General features: G+C 34.7%; 8 protein-coding genes and 7 pseudogenes. 9 read left to right on the top strand and 6 right to left on the bottom strand.

The window, feature by feature from the left end:
* Nucleotides 1-11: 11 nt before the first annotated feature.
* Nucleotides 12-314, bottom strand: coding sequence for a hypothetical protein (locus ACZZ95_RS10685; RefSeq protein WP_463469003.1), 303 nt, complete (start codon nt 312-314; stop codon nt 12-14).
* 390 nt (nt 315-704) lie between these two features.
* Between ACZZ95_RS10685 and ACZZ95_RS10680 the strand changes: the two genes are divergently transcribed.
* Nucleotides 705-998, top strand: a complete 294-nt coding sequence (locus ACZZ95_RS10680; RefSeq protein WP_463469002.1) for a hypothetical protein — start codon at nt 705-707, stop codon at nt 996-998.
* A 47-nt stretch (nt 999-1,045) separates the two neighbouring features.
* On the opposite strand, the pseudogene ACZZ95_RS10675 reads toward ACZZ95_RS10680, so the two are convergent.
* From ACZZ95_RS10675 to ACZZ95_RS10655, 5 genes and pseudogenes are all read right to left on the bottom strand, one after another.
* A pseudogene (locus ACZZ95_RS10675) lies at nt 1,046-3,521 on the bottom strand (zinc-dependent metalloprotease).
* Nucleotides 3,522-3,684: 163 nt separating this feature from the next.
* Nucleotides 3,685-4,971: pseudogene (gene hemL / locus ACZZ95_RS10670) on the bottom strand (glutamate-1-semialdehyde 2,1-aminomutase).
* A 120-nt stretch (nt 4,972-5,091) separates the two neighbouring features.
* Nucleotides 5,092-5,992 (bottom strand): annotated as a pseudogene (locus tag ACZZ95_RS10665) (glucosaminidase domain-containing protein).
* Nucleotides 5,985-6,894, bottom strand: a pseudogene (locus ACZZ95_RS10660) (1-aminocyclopropane-1-carboxylate deaminase/D-cysteine desulfhydrase). The pseudogenes ACZZ95_RS10665 and ACZZ95_RS10660 overlap by 8 nt, the downstream one beginning before the upstream one ends.
* Nucleotides 6,891-7,226, bottom strand: a complete 336-nt coding sequence (locus tag ACZZ95_RS10655) for a hypothetical protein (protein ID WP_463469001.1) — start codon at nt 7,224-7,226, stop codon at nt 6,891-6,893. Before ACZZ95_RS10655 ends, ACZZ95_RS10660 begins: the two are co-directional and overlap by 4 nt.
* 112 nt (nt 7,227-7,338) lie before the next feature.
* Here ACZZ95_RS10655 and ACZZ95_RS10650 point away from each other — a divergent pair, with 112 nt between their 5' ends.
* From ACZZ95_RS10650 to ACZZ95_RS10615, 8 genes and pseudogenes are all read left to right on the top strand, one after another.
* Nucleotides 7,339-7,521, top strand: a complete 183-nt coding sequence (locus ACZZ95_RS10650; RefSeq protein WP_463469000.1) for a DUF5522 domain-containing protein — start codon at nt 7,339-7,341, stop codon at nt 7,519-7,521.
* A 196-nt stretch (nt 7,522-7,717) separates the two neighbouring features.
* Nucleotides 7,718-8,692, top strand: coding sequence for a 2-hydroxyacid dehydrogenase (locus ACZZ95_RS10645; RefSeq protein ID WP_463468999.1), 975 nt, complete (start codon nt 7,718-7,720; stop codon nt 8,690-8,692).
* 459 nt (nt 8,693-9,151) lie between these two features.
* Nucleotides 9,152-11,131 (top strand): annotated as a pseudogene (locus tag ACZZ95_RS10640) (urocanate hydratase).
* 154 nt (nt 11,132-11,285) lie between these two features.
* A complete protein-coding gene (locus ACZZ95_RS10635; protein WP_463468998.1) occupies nt 11,286-11,825 on the top strand; it encodes a DUF4136 domain-containing protein in 540 nt (179 codons plus the stop codon).
* A gap of 337 nt (nt 11,826-12,162) precedes the next feature.
* A pseudogene (ilvA, locus tag ACZZ95_RS10630) lies at nt 12,163-13,408 on the top strand (threonine ammonia-lyase IlvA).
* Between the two features lie 82 nt (nt 13,409-13,490).
* Entirely contained in the window at nt 13,491-13,901 is a 411-nt protein-coding gene (locus ACZZ95_RS10625; protein ID WP_463468997.1) for a group III truncated hemoglobin, read from the top strand.
* Nucleotides 13,902-14,165: 264 nt separating this feature from the next.
* The gene (locus tag ACZZ95_RS10620; protein WP_463468996.1) at nt 14,166-14,435 is read left to right on the top strand and encodes a hypothetical protein; all 270 of its coding nucleotides are present in this window, start codon (nt 14,166-14,168) and stop codon (nt 14,433-14,435) included.
* Nucleotides 14,436-14,572: 137 nt separating this feature from the next.
* A pseudogene (locus tag ACZZ95_RS10615) lies at nt 14,573-16,340 on the top strand (aromatic amino acid hydroxylase).
* Nucleotides 16,341-16,558 lie beyond the last annotated feature (218 nt).

The raw sequence follows: 16,558 nt of genomic DNA, 5'->3' as shown, positions 1-16,558 counted from the left end.
ATATCAGATTTTTAAAAATAATCCTTAACCACTTTTATTTGCGGAAATTCATTTTCAAAACCTTCAACACCTGTAATATCTTTCAAAATTAATTCACCACCATAAATTTCAAATTGAACTACTTTCTTTTCATTTGTAAAGAGAACTCCAAATTCATTTTGCTTTTCATCTTCACAGTAAGATATTAAAAATAAATTATCAGGATCTAGACCTGAGTGTTGCAATAATTCTTTTAAATCTAACCACTCTGTTTTTAAAAGTTCTGTTAATTCTAATATTTCTTCTCTATATAATTCAATTTCTTTATTATCCATATTATTTTTTTTAAATAATCCATATATATAAAATACTAAAAATCAACACGCACATTAATTTCACAAAAATAATACAATATCAAAATTTCAAAATACCATTACAAGCCACAATTATAATAATTGGCGGTACTTTTTACTATTTCCTAATTCTAAAATATTTTTTAATTTGTTAAATAAACTATAATTCTTACAATCGAATTAAACCTAATTAATTTAAAAAAGTCTTATTCCTATAAACAATTAAAAAAACTTAAAAAATGAAAAAATTAATCATCGCGGCTTTGTTATTTGTTGGAGTAGCAAGCTTTGCACAAGACGGCGGTCAAAAGAGAGAAAAATTAACTCCTGAGCGACAGCAATGAAAAACAGTTAGCAAAACTAACAACTGAATTGAGTCTGGATGCTAATCAGCAAGCACAAGTAAAACAATTATTAGCAGATAGAAGCGCTAAAGCGGAAAAATTCAGAGAAGCTCGTAAAGACAAAAAAGACAGTAATACAAAGCCAACTGCTGAAGAAAGAGCGGCTTTCAAAAAACAAATGGAAGACGAAGTTGCAGCAAATGATGCTAAAATGAAATCGATCTTAAAAGCCGACCAATACACAAAATGGAAAACTTTGCAAGAAGAGAAAAAAGATAAAGCGAGAGAAAAAATGAAAGAGCACAGAAAAGAAAAAATCTAATTCTTGCATAAAAAAAGAGGCCTTAAAAGCCTCTTTTTTTGTTTTTACTATTTAATCGGATTCAATATCAAATCAATTCTTTTGATACAATCTTCATAATGATATTTTGTTTCTGTATTAACTGCCGCAGCTTTTCCGGCAGCCGAGCGTTTTTCTCAACATTGTCAATTCTCCTCTTACCAGCGCTCTCAAATCGGATTGAGATACATTGTAATAAACTGTAGATCGATCAGTTGGTTTAATTTCTTCTGTCATCAAATAGCCCATTCTGTCGATATAGGCACGCTGTAAGTTTCTGCGATATACTGTAACATTTGCGACTGAACTTGATTCTTTCCAAATTCCTTTACGAAGATCTTTAAAGAAATCTAAAGCTTTATAGTTATCACCGCTCAGGATTTCATTATCCATCAGTCTTCCAACTCTCCCTAAACTCATTAAATTATTCAGCTGTCTCACCTGCAGATTTCTAAACTTCTCTGTATAACCCGAAAACTCTGTGTTTTGTAATGTTTTTACGTTTACAATCCAAGTTGGAGATTCAAAAGCATTTTTCTGAAGCCAGTTCATTGCTTCTATTTGTTTTGCTTTTGCAACTACTTCGTAAACACTTCCTGCCTGATTTGGCTTTTTGGAATTTTCATAAACTCCTCCAACATTTGTTACAACATGCCCAACATATCGGCTCCAGCAATCCAGTAATTCTTTGTATAATTCTTCTAAATCTTCATAATTATTGGTCGCGCCGCTTGTCCATTCATTTAAATGACCTGCAACAAATTCTAAATTTTTAAATGCATAGGAACTCGCTTTCATCGAATTATTCCCAATATCTTCTGTCTGCGATGTTGGATCAAAAGAGTCGCTTTGTTTTCCAAATTTATAAATTGGATTTCCCGCTTTGTCTAGTATCCATTTATCAAGCGTTGGCACTTCTTCTTCAGGAGAATTCACGTTTGGAATTACTCTGTATCCCCAATTTAAGGCATAATGATCGTAAGCTCCCATTTTACGGATAAAACGAATATTTTTATCACCAGGCTGTGCAATGTAATTGAAACGCGCATAATCCATAATACTTGCTGCAATTCCGTTTTGTTGTGTAAAATCACCATTTCTATAGCTTTCAATATCAAATGCACAACTTGCTCCCATATTATGCGGAAAACCTAATGCATGCCCAACCTCATGAGCAATTACCATTCGCATCATTTCTCCCATTTCTTCATCACTTGTCTGCAAAGTTCGTGCTGACGGATTTGTCGCACCAGTTTCTAGTAAATATCTATTTCTATAAGAACGCAAATGATTGTGATACCAAATAACGTCACTTTCTATAATTTCTCCAGTTCTAGGATCTGAAACGCTTGGGCCAACGGCATTTCGTGTCGTACTTGCTACATAACGAATTACAGAATAGCGAATATCTTCTGGACTGAAATCTGGATCTTCCTCTGTTGTCGGTGCATCTTTTGCAATTATGGCATTCTTAAATCCAGCTGTTTCAAAAGGTTTTTGCCATTCTTCAATTCCTTGTTTAATATATTTTTTTAGTTTTTCTGGTGTCGCAGGATCCAAATAATATACAATTGGTTTTATTGGCTCTACCAATTCTCCTCTGTTATACGCTTCTGGATCTTTTGGTTCCAATCTCCAACGGCGAATATAGGTTTTAAGATCAGATTTAAGTTCGTTGCTTCCGTAATCGTATTGACTCACCGTAAACCATCCCACACGCGAATCTGCTAACCTTGGTTTCATTGGAACTTCTGGCAGTAAAACCATCGATTGGTTCATTTGAATACTTATCGATTCTGATTGTTCAAGCGTTGACGGTTTCGAAGCATTGTATGTAAAGTCCTGAACCACTTCGATATTCATCGGAAAACTTTTCATCGAATTAATAAAACTTCTCGAATCATCGAGTCCTTTTACTTTATAAGTTTCACGCATTTCTGCTGAAATTCCGCTTATTGCTTTTACATCTGTACTGTAAAACTTTGTAACATCAATAACAGTATTTGCTGAGTCTTTGCTAAAAGCAACAATATCAAAAGCATATAATGTTGGCTCATAATTATTTGATTTTACCGAAATACTAATTGGCAGTGTATCATTGGCAACTGCATTATATGATTTTGATTTGATGAGAATCTTATCTTGAAAACGCCGCCAGATAATTAATTGCTCATTAGTTTCAGAACCTGCATTTACATAACCTCCTCCTAAATTAGAAGGCAGTTTTGCAAGCCTGCTTACCAAAAGCATGTCTTTGTTTAGATATTTATTCGGAATCTCGAAATAGTATTTTTTATCGACTTTATGAACCGTAAAAAGGCCGTCGTCTGAAACAGCATCTTTAGTAATTACTTTATTGTAGTCCTTAATAGTAGTTTCTGGTTTCTTTTCTGGCAAAGGTGCCGGAACTTCTTTTTGATCTTTTTTCTTTTTACTCTGGGCAAATTGTTTGGAAGGAAACAGCGTAAAACTGGCTAGTAAAGATAAAATGAAAAATTTCTTCATTTAGTGTTGGTTTAGTGGTTAATTCTCAAACAAAAATAAATTTTACTTACAATTATACAACTAAACCGAATAGTATTAACTTTTTATTAACTAATAAAATTCTTGCATAAAAAAGGCTCAACTTTAGTAAAAGTGAGCCTTTATAATTTATTTTTCTATTAGATTAGAATGTTTTCGAAACTTTATCAATAGCATTAATTGTAAAATCTAAATCTTCGTATGTCAAAGCATCTGTAATAAACCAAGTTTCATAAGCAGATGGCGCGATGTAAATCCCTTCTTGCAATAATCCGTGGAAGAATTTTTTAAACGTTTCGTTATCTCCTTTTGCGACCGTTTGAAAATCTACAACTGGATTGGCATCAAAATGAACAGAAATCATAGAACCTACTCTATTGATTGTAAAAACAACATTATTTCCTTTTAAAACCCTGTCAATTCCTGCTTCTAAATATGCTGTTTTTTCTTCTAAACGTGTAAAAACCTCACGATCATTATTCAATGATTGTAACATCGCTAATCCGGCGACCATCGCTAACGGATTTCCAGATAATGTTCCTGCTTGATAAACCGGACCAAGTGGCGCTAAATAATTCATGATTTCTTGGCGGGCGCAAAAGCACCAACTGGAAGTCCTCCTCCAATTACTTTTCCGAAAGTTACAATATCAGCATTGATATTATACAATTCCTGAACTCCACCGCGAGCTAAACGGAAGCCTGTCATTACCTCATCAAAAATCAGTAAAATTCCGTTTGCTGTACACAATTCCCTTAAACCTTCTAAGAAACCTTTTTGAGGCGGAATACAACCCATATTTCCAGCAACTGCTTCGATAATAATTGCTCGCGATTTCGCCTTTATTAGCTTCTATTAAAGTTTTTACATTCTCTAAATCATTGTATTTTGCCAATAAAGTATCTTTTGCAGTTCCTTCTGTAACACCTGGACTATTTGGAGATCCGAAGGTAACAGCACCACTTCCCGCCTGAATCAAAAATGAATCAGAATGTCCGTGGTAACAGCCGGCAAATTTTATTATTTTATCTCTTTTTGTAAATCCGCGAGCCAGACGAATTGCACTCATACAAGCTTCTGTACCTGAATTTACAAATCTAATTTTATCAATATTTGGAACCATAGAAACCGCTAAAGTCGCAATTTCTGTCTCCAGTTCGGTCGGCATTCCAAATGAAGTTCCCAATTTTGCTTTTTCGACTACCGCATCAACAACAGGCTGATAAGCATGACCCAAAACCATTGGCCCCCAAGAGTTGATGTAATCTATTAATTTGTTTCCGTCTTCATCATATAAATAAGCCCCTTTGGCACTTTTTACAAAAATCGGAGTTCCGCCAACCGCTTTAAATGCTCTAACGGGTGAATTTACGCCTCCTGGAATTACTTTTTCTGTCGCAGCAAAAAGCTGACTACTTCTTTTATATAACATTTTTATATTAGATTTTAGTCCCGAAGCGTCGGGATAGATTTTAGATTATAAAACTGAAAACTTATTTTGGATTTTAGATTAATTTTTTCAAAACTGAAAACTGTCACTGAGACTGAAAACTTATTTCACTTTCAACCTTTGTCCAATTGAAATTGCATTATCGGTTAAATTATTCTTTTGCTTTAAATCATCAACCAATAAATTGAATTTTTTTGAAATGGAATATAGTGTATCTCCTTTTTGAACTTCATATGAATTTGGATCGTATGAATTCATATTTATTTTCGGATCTGAATTCGCAACGGATGAAGAACTTCTAGTTGGAGCCGTTTTATTGATTGGAGCATAATCTCTTCCCGTAACCAGACAATCGTACTGATGCAGATTGTAACGTTCAATATAGCTGATTAACTTATCGGGATATTTAGGATCTGTAGCATAACCTGCCGCTCTCAATCCTTTTGCCCAAGATTTATAATCGTCTTTTTCATAAGTAAATAAAGTCTCATATCTTTTTTTGCCAACCAAAAACAACGCATGATCTCTGTAAGAATCCGAAGCTTGCGGATATTTTCTAAAACATTCCTGAGCAGAATCATCGTCGTGGCGAACACTTTCACCCAGCCATTCTTTGTGGCATTTAATTCCGAAATGATTATTAGCATCAACAGCCAAATCTCCTCTTCCCGCACCAGATTCCAAAATTCCCTGAGCTAAAATAATACTCGCTGGAATTCCGTATGTCTTCATGTTTCCCATTGCAATGTCTTTAAATTGCAAAACATAATTGTTAATTAAATCGCTGGTTACAACTGTTTTTGAAGTAGATTGAATAACCTCAGTTGTATTGTTTGTAGAAGGATAATTTTTGCCAATTGGCTTAACCGGAGTAGTTTTTTTAGTCGTCGCCACTCGCGGTTTCTGAACCGCACGCTTTTCTAGTAGTTGCAATAGCTGGTTTGCTAGACGAACAGCTTGCCAAAACTAATATAGTGAAGAGCAATACAATTTTTTTAATCATTCGTTTTAAGTATTGGTAATTTTTTCTGCTTCAATTTTATATTCATCCCGCTAATTCCCTGCAATCCGCCGGTGTGAATGAGTAAAATTTTTGAATCTGCAGGAAAATAATTTTTGCTGATTAAATCTATAACGCCAAAAACCATCTTTCCTGTATAAATTGGATCTAGGGGCACTTTTGTTTCTTCAAAAAAAGAATTAATAAATTCGATTAATTCCAAATTTACCTTGCCATAACCTCCAAAATGATAGTCAGAAATTAAATTCCAGTTATCTTTTTTTGCAAAAATACGAATTTCATCGGTTAAAAAGTCACCTTTTAACGCTGGAAACCCTAAAATTTTCTGATTTGGCAATGCACTATTAATTAATCCAGAAATTGTACCGCCCGTTCCAACTGCACAGCAAACGTAATTAAAGCCAGCATCTTCATCTGTCAAAATCTCTTCACAGCCTTTTACCGCGAGTTCATTTGTACCGCCTTCAGGAACTAAATAAAAATCGCCAAATTTGTCTTTTAATTTTTCTAAAAATGAAGTTTCGCTTTTTAAACGATATTCTTCTCTTGAAACAAACTCAAATTGCATTCCGTTTTCCTGCGCAAATTTCAAAGTCGGGTTTTCTTCTATTTTATCAAAAAGCTCATCTCCGCGAATGATTCCAATGGTTTTAAAACCCTGCTCTTTTCCCGCATACGCCACCGCGAGCAATATGATTGGAAAATGCTCCGCCAAAAGTCAGTAAGGTTTCTTTGTTTTCGGCTTTCGCCTGAAGTAAGTTGTATTTTAATTTTCGGAATTTATTTCCCGAAACAAACGGATGAATAAGATCCTCCCGTTTAATGGTCAAAGAAACAGCATTCGGAAAATTGATATGAATTTGTTGGTTCAAAATGGAATTTATTTTAATTTGATGTAATCCAGAAACTGAAAAAAAGATCGGTTTTTTAAATAGTCCACATCGGTTTCTTTAGCGTAAGCTTCTCTTTCAAAACTAATATTTCGGTACGCCAGATTTTTATCTTTATATTGTAGCAACCGAATTAAATACTCCAAAAAATACCAAATAAAAAAAGGCAGAATCAGCATTTCTATTTGTTGCTTTAAATGAATTTTTTCGTGATTTACAAAAGTTGCGTTCGATTTATCAAAATCATATTTCATTAAAACAAAAGGAAATAAAGCCATTCCACGATATCCTTTCGGAATTAAATATTTAGCAACAATCAGAAACATTGGCTGTAAAATTTATAAATTTGTAGATATAAAATTATTAGATTTCATTAAAATCATAATCAAATACTTATTTTTGATTTTTAAGAAATAAAATACGACCGAAAGCAGTTTTATGAAAGAGCAAAGTAATGAAAATAAATTAATCGAGGGCGAAGATTTTTATTATACACCCGAAGGTTATAAATGCTTTACCGAAAAACACCACTTAAAAAGAGGTTATTGCTTCGCAAAAGTGTACCGTCATTGCCCGTACGGATATGATAAAAAAACAGGGCGAATAAATAAACCATTGTAAACATACATATTGCATAATTTTTTTAAGGCATAGAAATATAGACAATAGAAATGTAGAAGATGTTTCACTTGTCAAAACAAATATAGTATGTGAGAGAAACTAGTTTCTTTTTTGCAATCTTTTAAAGCATTAAAAATCTATTTTTCTATGTGTTAATTTTTTTACAAATTATCCAATAGGTCAAAAACAATACAAAATGAACATTTTTATAACTAAAAATATACCAGAAGCGGGACTTTTACTACTGCAGGAAAAAGGTTTCAATCTTACTATAAATCCAACAGAAAATGTTTTATCAAGAGAGGAATTTATCAAAATCTGTCAGGAAAATGATGCGCTTCTTAATGTTGGTTCCAGTAATTTGGATGAAGATTTTTTTGAGCAGTGTCCTAATTTAAAGGGGATCGCTTTATTTTCTGTAGGATATGATTCTGTTCATATTCCATCGGCCAATAGTAGAAAAATCCCCGTTGGAAATACGCCTGAAGTTTTAAACAGAGCAACATCAGATACTGCTTTTTTATTGATGCAGAGTGTTGCCAGAAAGTCATTTTATAATCACAAAAGAATCATAAACGGCGAATGGGGAACTTTTAATGCTTTAGCCAATTTAGGGCAGGAACTCTATGGCAAAACATTAGGGATATTTGGTTTGGGAAGAATTGGTTTTGAAATGGCTCAAAAATGTAAAGCCGCATTTGGAATGAACATTATTTACCACAACCGCTCCCACAATGAAAATGCCGAAAAAGAACTTGATGCTCAATATGTAGATTTTGAGACGTTACTTGCGCAAAGTGATGTTTTGAGCGTTCACTCTAATTATACCGACGAAAATAACGAACTCTTTAATAAAGAAACTTTTGCTAAGATGAAACCCAATGCTATTTTCATCAACACTGCAAGAGGAAAATTTCATAATGAAGATGATTTATATAATGCATTGACTAATGATATAATCTGGGGCGCTGGGCTTGACGTTACCAATCCGGAACCCATGAAGCAGGACAACCCATTATTATCGCCGCCAAATTGCTGTGTTTTGCCACACATTGGCTCTGCAACATACGAAGCTAGAAACGGAATGGCAGTTTGTGCCGCACAAAATATTATAGCACTTTCTGAAAATAGAAAAATGCCATTTTGTGTTAATGAAGAGGTTTATTTGTAAATAAATTCCAAATTTTAAATTCCAAATTCCAATCTAAAATATCATATATGGATATTCGTTCGAGAAAATTTAGGATTACGATCCACAAATCCTATCATAGGTCGGATATCCGTTATCCTTAGTTTTTTAATTAGAGAATGTGGCATTTGATAATTGATAAATTCTAATTCTTAAATTCCAAATTCCAATTAAAAATTAAGATCCAATTGGATTCGGAATGTTTCGCTCCGTTGGAGCTTTTGAACGGAACGATTTTGCTTTCTAGAAATATGACGCCTTTCCAAGGCTGAGAAAAACTCCGTAGGAGTGAAATGTCTTTAGAAAAGTGTGTCTCGAAATAAAATTAGCATCCAGAATTTTAGCTCCAGCGGAGCGACATAATTTAAACATACAATAATTTTAGACGTTTGATTTATTCGGATTGAAAAAATCAACAATCTAAAATCTAAAATAAAAAAAATGACTTTCAAAGAACAAATACAACAGGGAATCCCCTCTATATTACCTCCAAAGGCGACGATACGATTTAGCGATTAACCATGCGCCAAAACGAAAAGAAATTCTTTCGGCAGAAGAAAAAAAACTGGCTTTAAAAAATGCCTTACGTTATTTTGAACCGAAACATCACGCCGAGTTAATTCCAGAATTTTCAGAAGAATTAGAAAATTACGGTCGCATATATATGTATCGTTTACGTCCTGATTACAGAATGTACGCGCGACCAATTGATGAATATCCAGGAAAATCATTGCAGGCAAAAGCGATTATGCACATGATCCAGAACAATTTGGATTATGCCGTGGCGCAAGCATCCGCATGAATTGATTACGTACGGCGGAAACGGAGCTGTTTTTCAAAACTGGGCACAATATTTATTGACGATGCAGTATTTGTCTGAAATGACAGACGAGCAGACTTTAACGATGTATTCAGGACATCCGATGGGATTATTTCCTTCGCATAAAGAAGCACCAAGAGTTGTGGTAACTAACGGAATGGTTATACCGAATTACTCCAAACCTGACGATTGGGAAAAAATGAACGCCTTAGGCGTTTCACAATACGGACAAATGACAGCGGGAAGTTATATGTATATTGGTCCGCAGGGAATTGTACACGGAACTACGATTACGGTTTTGAATGGTTTCAGAAAAATAAAATTAAATCCTGAAGGAAATCTTTTTGTAACTTCAGGACTGGGCAGCATGTCTGGCGCTCAGCCAAAAGCGGGAAATATCGCAGGTTGTATTACGGTCTGCGCCGAAGTGAATCCGAAAATTACCAAAATTCGTCATGAACAAGGTTGGATTAATGAAATCGTAACTTCGACAGAAGAATTGGTTAAGAGGGTCAATTCGGCGAAAGCCAATAAAGAAGTAGTTTCGATTGCTTATTTAGGAAATGTGGTTGATGTTTGGGAATGTTTCGATAAAGAAAACATCAAAATTGATTTGGGTTCAGACCAGACTTCATTACATAATCCGTGGGCCGGCGGTTATTATCCAGCTGGAATTTCGTTTCAAGAAGCCAACGAAATGATGGCCAACACTCCTGAATTATTTAAAGAAAAAGTGCAAGAATCTTTACGCCGACAAGCGAAAGCAATCAACAAACATACTGCAAAAGGAACGTACTTTTTTGATTACGGAAATGCCTTTTTATTGGAAGCTTCACGCGCGGGAGCTGATGTAATGGCGGGGAATAATATCGATTTTAAATACCCTAGCTATGTTCAGGACATCATGGGACCAATGTGTTTCGATTACGGTTTTGGTCCTTTTAGATGGGTTTGCACATCTGGAAATCCAGAAGATTTACAAAAAACAGATTTGATTGCAAGTCAGGTTTTAGAAGAAATGTCTAAAACTGCTCCAAATGAAATTCAGCGAGCAAATGCAGGATAACATTAAATGGATTAAAGGTGCGCAGGAAAATAAATTGGTGGTTGGTTCTCAAGCTCGAATTTTATATGCTGATGCTGAAGGACGAGTTAAAATTGCAGAAGCATTTAACCAAGCCATTGCTAAAGGTGAAATTGGAGCGGTTGTTTTAGGTCGTGATCATCATGACGTTTCAGGAACAGATTCTCCTTACCGAGAAACTTCCAATATTTACGACGGATCTCGCTTTACCGCTGATATGGCTATTCAAAACGTAATTGGTGACAGTTTTAGAGGAGCAACCTGGGTTTCTATTCATAATGGCGGCTGCGTTGGCTGGGGAGAGGTTATTAACGGCGGATTTGGTATGGTTCTTGATGGTTCTAAAGAAGCTTCAAAGCGTTTAGCATCAATGCTTTTCTGGGATGTTAATAACGGAATTTCAAGACGAAGCTGGGCTCGAAATGAGGGTGCTGTTTTTGCCATAAAAAGAGCAATGGAAATTGAGCCATTATTAAAAGTAACTTTACCTAATATGGTAGATGAAAGTCTGCTTTAGTTAAAGGATTTTATAATAAAACAAATTGTCATCCTGAGCGAAGTCGAAGGCTAATGAAAAAGAATGGGCTTCGACTTCGCTCAGCCTGACAGAAAAATTAAGTTGTTTTTTAGGATAAACTAATTACAAACAAGAACATTAAATTTCTAATAATATGAAAACATTCAAGTTAATTCCGATTTTACTGCTGTTGATTCTTTCATCCTGCGGCAGTGTTACTGTATATTCTGATTACGACAAAACTGTCGATTTTGCGCCTTACAAGACTTATGCTTTCTTTAAGCCCGGAATTGACAAAGTAGAAATTTCTGATTTGGATAAAAGACGTATCCTGCACGCAATTGATGCAGAAATGCAGGCGAAAGGTCTGACTAAAAGTGAAAATCCCGATTTATTGGTAAATATTTTCACCAAATCAAGAGAACAGGTAAATGTAAACCAATTTAGCGCTGGCTGGGGCTACGGCTGGGGCTGGGGTTGGAATCCGTGGATGATGTATGGCGGTAACCAAACAATGGTTTCTACTTCTACAGAAGGAACGCTTTACATTGATTTAATCGACGCCAAAAAGAAAGAAATGATCTGGCAAGGTGAAGGTCAAGGAACCCTAACCAGAAACATTGACAAGAAAGATCAAAAAGTAGCTGAATTTGTAAATAAAATTTTAGCTCAATATCCGCCGGTTAAAAAGTAGTATACAGTGGCCGTTTTCAGTTTTTTAGAAAAAGTTAAAATAGTTATTGACTTCTTCAAAAAATAATTAATACATTTGTTTTTCAACAAAGAAAAATGAAAAATTTTAATAACATTATGATCGCTATTATTAGCATTATTGCAATTGAGCAGTAATGGCGGAGTGTTATATAAATAAGTAAAATATAATTTATAAGAACCTCCCACATCGGGAGGTTTTTTTATTTAGAAAAACTAAAAAATAGCCACGAATTACACGAATTAGCACGAATTATTTTTTTAACTTAAACTTAAATTAGTAAAAATTGGTGTAATTCGTGGCAACAAAAACAAACAACATGAATCTATTTAACGAAGTACTTAATGCAAAAAAGCGACTCGAAGATGTGGTTGCCGCTACACCTCTAACCCAAAATTTAAATCTTTCAGACGAATTTGATGCTACTATTTTATTAAAAAGAGAAGATTTACAAATTGTCCGGTCGTATAAAATTAGAGGCGCATACAATAAGATTTCTTCGTTAAACGAAAAAGAAAAAGCAAACGGAATTGTTTGTGCGAGTGCTGGTAATCACGCGCAGGGCGTTGCCTATTCCTGTAATCTGCTCGCACATAAAAGGCAAAATTTATATGCCAAAAACTACTCCAAAACAAAAAGTAAAACAAGTTCAATTATTCGGAAAATCTTTTGTTGAAATTGTTTTAACGGGCGATACTTTTGATGATGCGTATGCTTCGGCAACTGCAGATGCCATCAAAAATCATAAAACTTTTATTCATCCGTTTGATGATGAAAAAGTAATTGCCGGACAAGGAACTGTTGGATTAGAAATTCTGGAAAGTTTTAAAGAACCAATCGATTATGTTTTTGTTCCAATTGGCGGCATGGACTGGCTTCTGGATTATCTGAGGTTTTTAGACATTTAAGTCCGCACACTAAGATCATCGGCGTTGAGCCAAAAGGTGCTCCTTCGATGAAAACTTCAATTGAAGAAAATAAAAATACGGCTTTAAAAACGATCGATAAATTTGTTGATGGCGCCGCAGTAAAACAAGTCGGAGATAAAACTTTTGAAATCTGCCGTTATAATCTAGAAGACATTATTTTGGTTCCCGAAGGAAAAGTCTGCACGACAATTTTACGTTTGTACAATGAAGAAGCAATGGTGGTTGAACCTGCTGGTGCTTTGACCATTGCCGCTTTGGATTTTTATAAGGAAAAAATAAAAGGCAAAAATGTAGTGTGCATCGTAAGCGGCAGTAATAACGACATAGAAAGAACTGCGGAGATAAAAGAACGTTCTTTGCTTTATGAAGGTTTGATGCATTATTTTATGATTCAGTTTCCGCAGACGTCCAGGTGCTTTGAAAGAATTTGTAAATAACATTTTAGGCCCGGATGACGATATTACTTATTTTCAGTTTGCCAAGAAAAACAGCCGAGAAGTAGGCTCGGTAGTGGTTGGTTTAGAATTGAAAAACAAAAAAGACATTAAGTCAATCAAAATGAAAATGACGGAGTTTGGTTTCGAGTTTCAATATTTAAATGATAATCAGGATTTGTTTACACAGTTAATTGGGTAATTATTTCGTGAATGATAAATATCATTAAATAAAAAAGAAGTTAAAACGTATTTTTGCATTCTACTTTTAAAATACAAAAAAAATGGCAGCGCTAAAAGATATTTCCACGATAGAAGACATTAAACAAATGGTTGACAGCTTTTATAACAATGTTAGAAAAGATGATCTTATTGGTCCAATTTTTAATGATAAACTGCAAGATCGCTGGGAGCCTCATTTACAAAAAATGTATAATTTCTGGCAGACTATTTTGTTTGATGTACGCGCTTATTCTGGAACGCCATTTCCGCCGCACAAACAATTGCCTGTTGATCAAACTCATTTTGACCGCTGGATTGCAATTTTTAATACCACAATCGATTCCCAATTTGCAGGACCGATAACGGAAGAAGCTAAAATGCGTGCCACAAATATGGCTTTTATGTTCAGCCACAAAATCGAGTACTTTAGAAATGCCGAAAATGAATTAAGAAATTCATCAGGTAAATCTTAAAATACTTGACATTAAAGTTGGAAACTATTTTAAATTAAATAATTTTGATTGATCCAAATACTATCAAAAACAAATCAATCATTAAAATGAAAAAAAGTTATCCTGTTCTTTCTAATTTGTTTCTCTTTTTTTACTCATCTAAACGCACAATCTCAAGCTCCAGTTTCTAATTTATACAAAGGAACTATTGATGGAAAAATACCAATAACGCTTTATATTCAAACAGAAGAGAATCCTTGTACGGCCGATTTAATGTTTGCCTCCATGTATCGCTACGATAAATCTAGCAAATGGATTCAAATCTATCCTACGCAGAACAAAAAAGCTGAAAATGAATTTGTAATGGTTGAACATGGTTTCAGCGGTGTCTTAATTGTAAAGAAAACAGGAAATACTTTCTCTGGTTTATGGATCAGCCCTGACACTAAAAAGCAGTTAAAGGTTGACCTAAAAGAAACTTCAATGACCAAGAAAGAAATTGAAAACTATAAAAACACAATGGAAAGAGTGAGTTTCGATAATAATGACTGCTAAAAGTCCAAATTCTTCCTTTCATTAAAAACTTACAAAAACGCAATAAAATTCACTTTCGAATAAAAATATTGTGAAGAATAGCAAAAATTAGCGGTCTAAATTCGTAATTTTACATTCTAATCTACAACGTTTTCGAAATGAATCCAAATATTGAAACCAATCCGTTATTAGAAAGATTGCCTAAACATTTACAGCAATTTATCAAACCTCAAGATTATAGTGATTATACACCTATTAATCAAGCGGTTTGGCGATATGTGATGCGTAAAAATGTAGATTATCTTTCTAAAGTGGCGCACCATTCTTATTTGGAAGGTTTACGCAAAACTGGAATTGAGATCGACTCTATTCCGAGTATGTATGGCATGAACCGAATTCTAAGCGAAATTGGCTGGGCGAGCAGTTGCAGTCGATGGCTTTATTCCGCCAAATGCTTTTATGGAGTTTCAGGCTTATAATGTTTTAGTTATTGCTTCAGATATCAGACAGTTAGAACATATTGAATATACGCCCGCACCAGATATCATTCATGAAGGTGCCGGCCACGCTCCTATTATTGCCAATCCTGAATATGCCGAATATCTAAGACGGTTTGGGGAAATTGGCTGTAAAGCGATTTCGTCTCACAAAGATTATCAAATGTATGAAGCGATTCGTCTGCTTTCAATTTTAAAAGAAGCCGAAGACACGCCGCAGGAAAAAATTGACGCGACCGAAAAAGCAGTTGCCGATTTACAAAATGATATGGGCGAATTGTCTGAAATGGCTCAAATTAGAAATTTGCATTGGTGGACCGTAGAATATGGTTTGATCGGAAGTGTTGAAGATCCAAAAATTTACGGTGCAGGACTGCTTTCTTCAATTGGAGAAAGTGCTTGGTGCATGACGGAAAATGTGAAGAAAATCCCTTACGATATTTCGGTCGCCAATCAGAATTTTGATATTACGCAGTTACAGCCTCAATTGTATGTAACGCCAACTTTTTCTCATTTAAGTTTGATTTTAGAAGAATTTGCAAATAAAATGGCTTTAAGAACTGGAGGTCTTTCAGGAATCCAAAAATTAATTCACTCCAATGCTTTAGGAACAATTGAATTGAGTACTGGTTTACAAATTTCTGGAGTTTTTACCAATGTAATTGAAGATGAAGGAAAACCTGTTTATATCCAAACAACTGGAAAAACGGCTCTTTCTTACCGCGAAAAAGAATTAGTCGGCCACGGAACTTTAACTCATCCACACGGATTTGGAAGTCCGATTGGAAAATTGAAAGGTTTTAATCTTGCGATAGAAGATATGAGTCCGAAAGATTTACAGGCTTACAGTATTGTAGAAAATGAAACCGTAAAACTGGAATTTGAAGGAAACATTATTGTAGAAGGAGAAATTATTACTGGTTCTAGAAATCTGCATGGCGAAATCATTTTAATCAGTTTTAGAAATTGTACGGTAACGCAGGGAGAAACTATTTTGTTTCAACCCGACTGGGGAAATTATGATATGGCTATAGGTAAAAAAGTCATTTCGGCATTCGCTGGCCCAGCGGATGTAAATAGTTTTGACTTAATAAACATTGTCCCAACAACTCAAACTATTAAAGCAAAACATACCGATGAACGTGATGAATTGGAGATTTTATATGCATCTGTTCGCAATATCAGAAACTCCAAAGAATCTAAAAATGAACTTCAGCCTGTTTTTGAAAAACTGAAAAACAACCATTCTAATGATTGGCTTTTGAGTATTGAAATTGCAGAACTTTTAAAAGATTCTGATGAGAAACAGCTTTTACAGGAAGTATTGGTTTATCTGGATAAATTGAAGGAAAGACGTCCTGAGATTGCACATCTAATTGCTGGTGGTTTGGATTTGATTTTTGATAACTCTTTGTCGCAAAGGCACTAGGGCGCGAAGATTTTTTCACGCAGATTTATAAACCGATAAGCGGGGATTTTTTTTAATCTCGCAGAGACGCGAAGTCGCAAAGTTTTTTTACCACTTTTGTCATCCTGAGGAACGAAGGATCACACTCGTAATTCGACAAAGATTGATAAATTTCTGTACGGAGTTTCTAGTGTGATCCTTCGTTCCTCAGGATGACAAGATTACGATAAAACCTTTGT

It is taken from the genome of Flavobacterium sp. AC267, from assembly GCF_979258715.1.
This window is presented reverse-complemented; position numbering and strand designations above follow the sequence as displayed.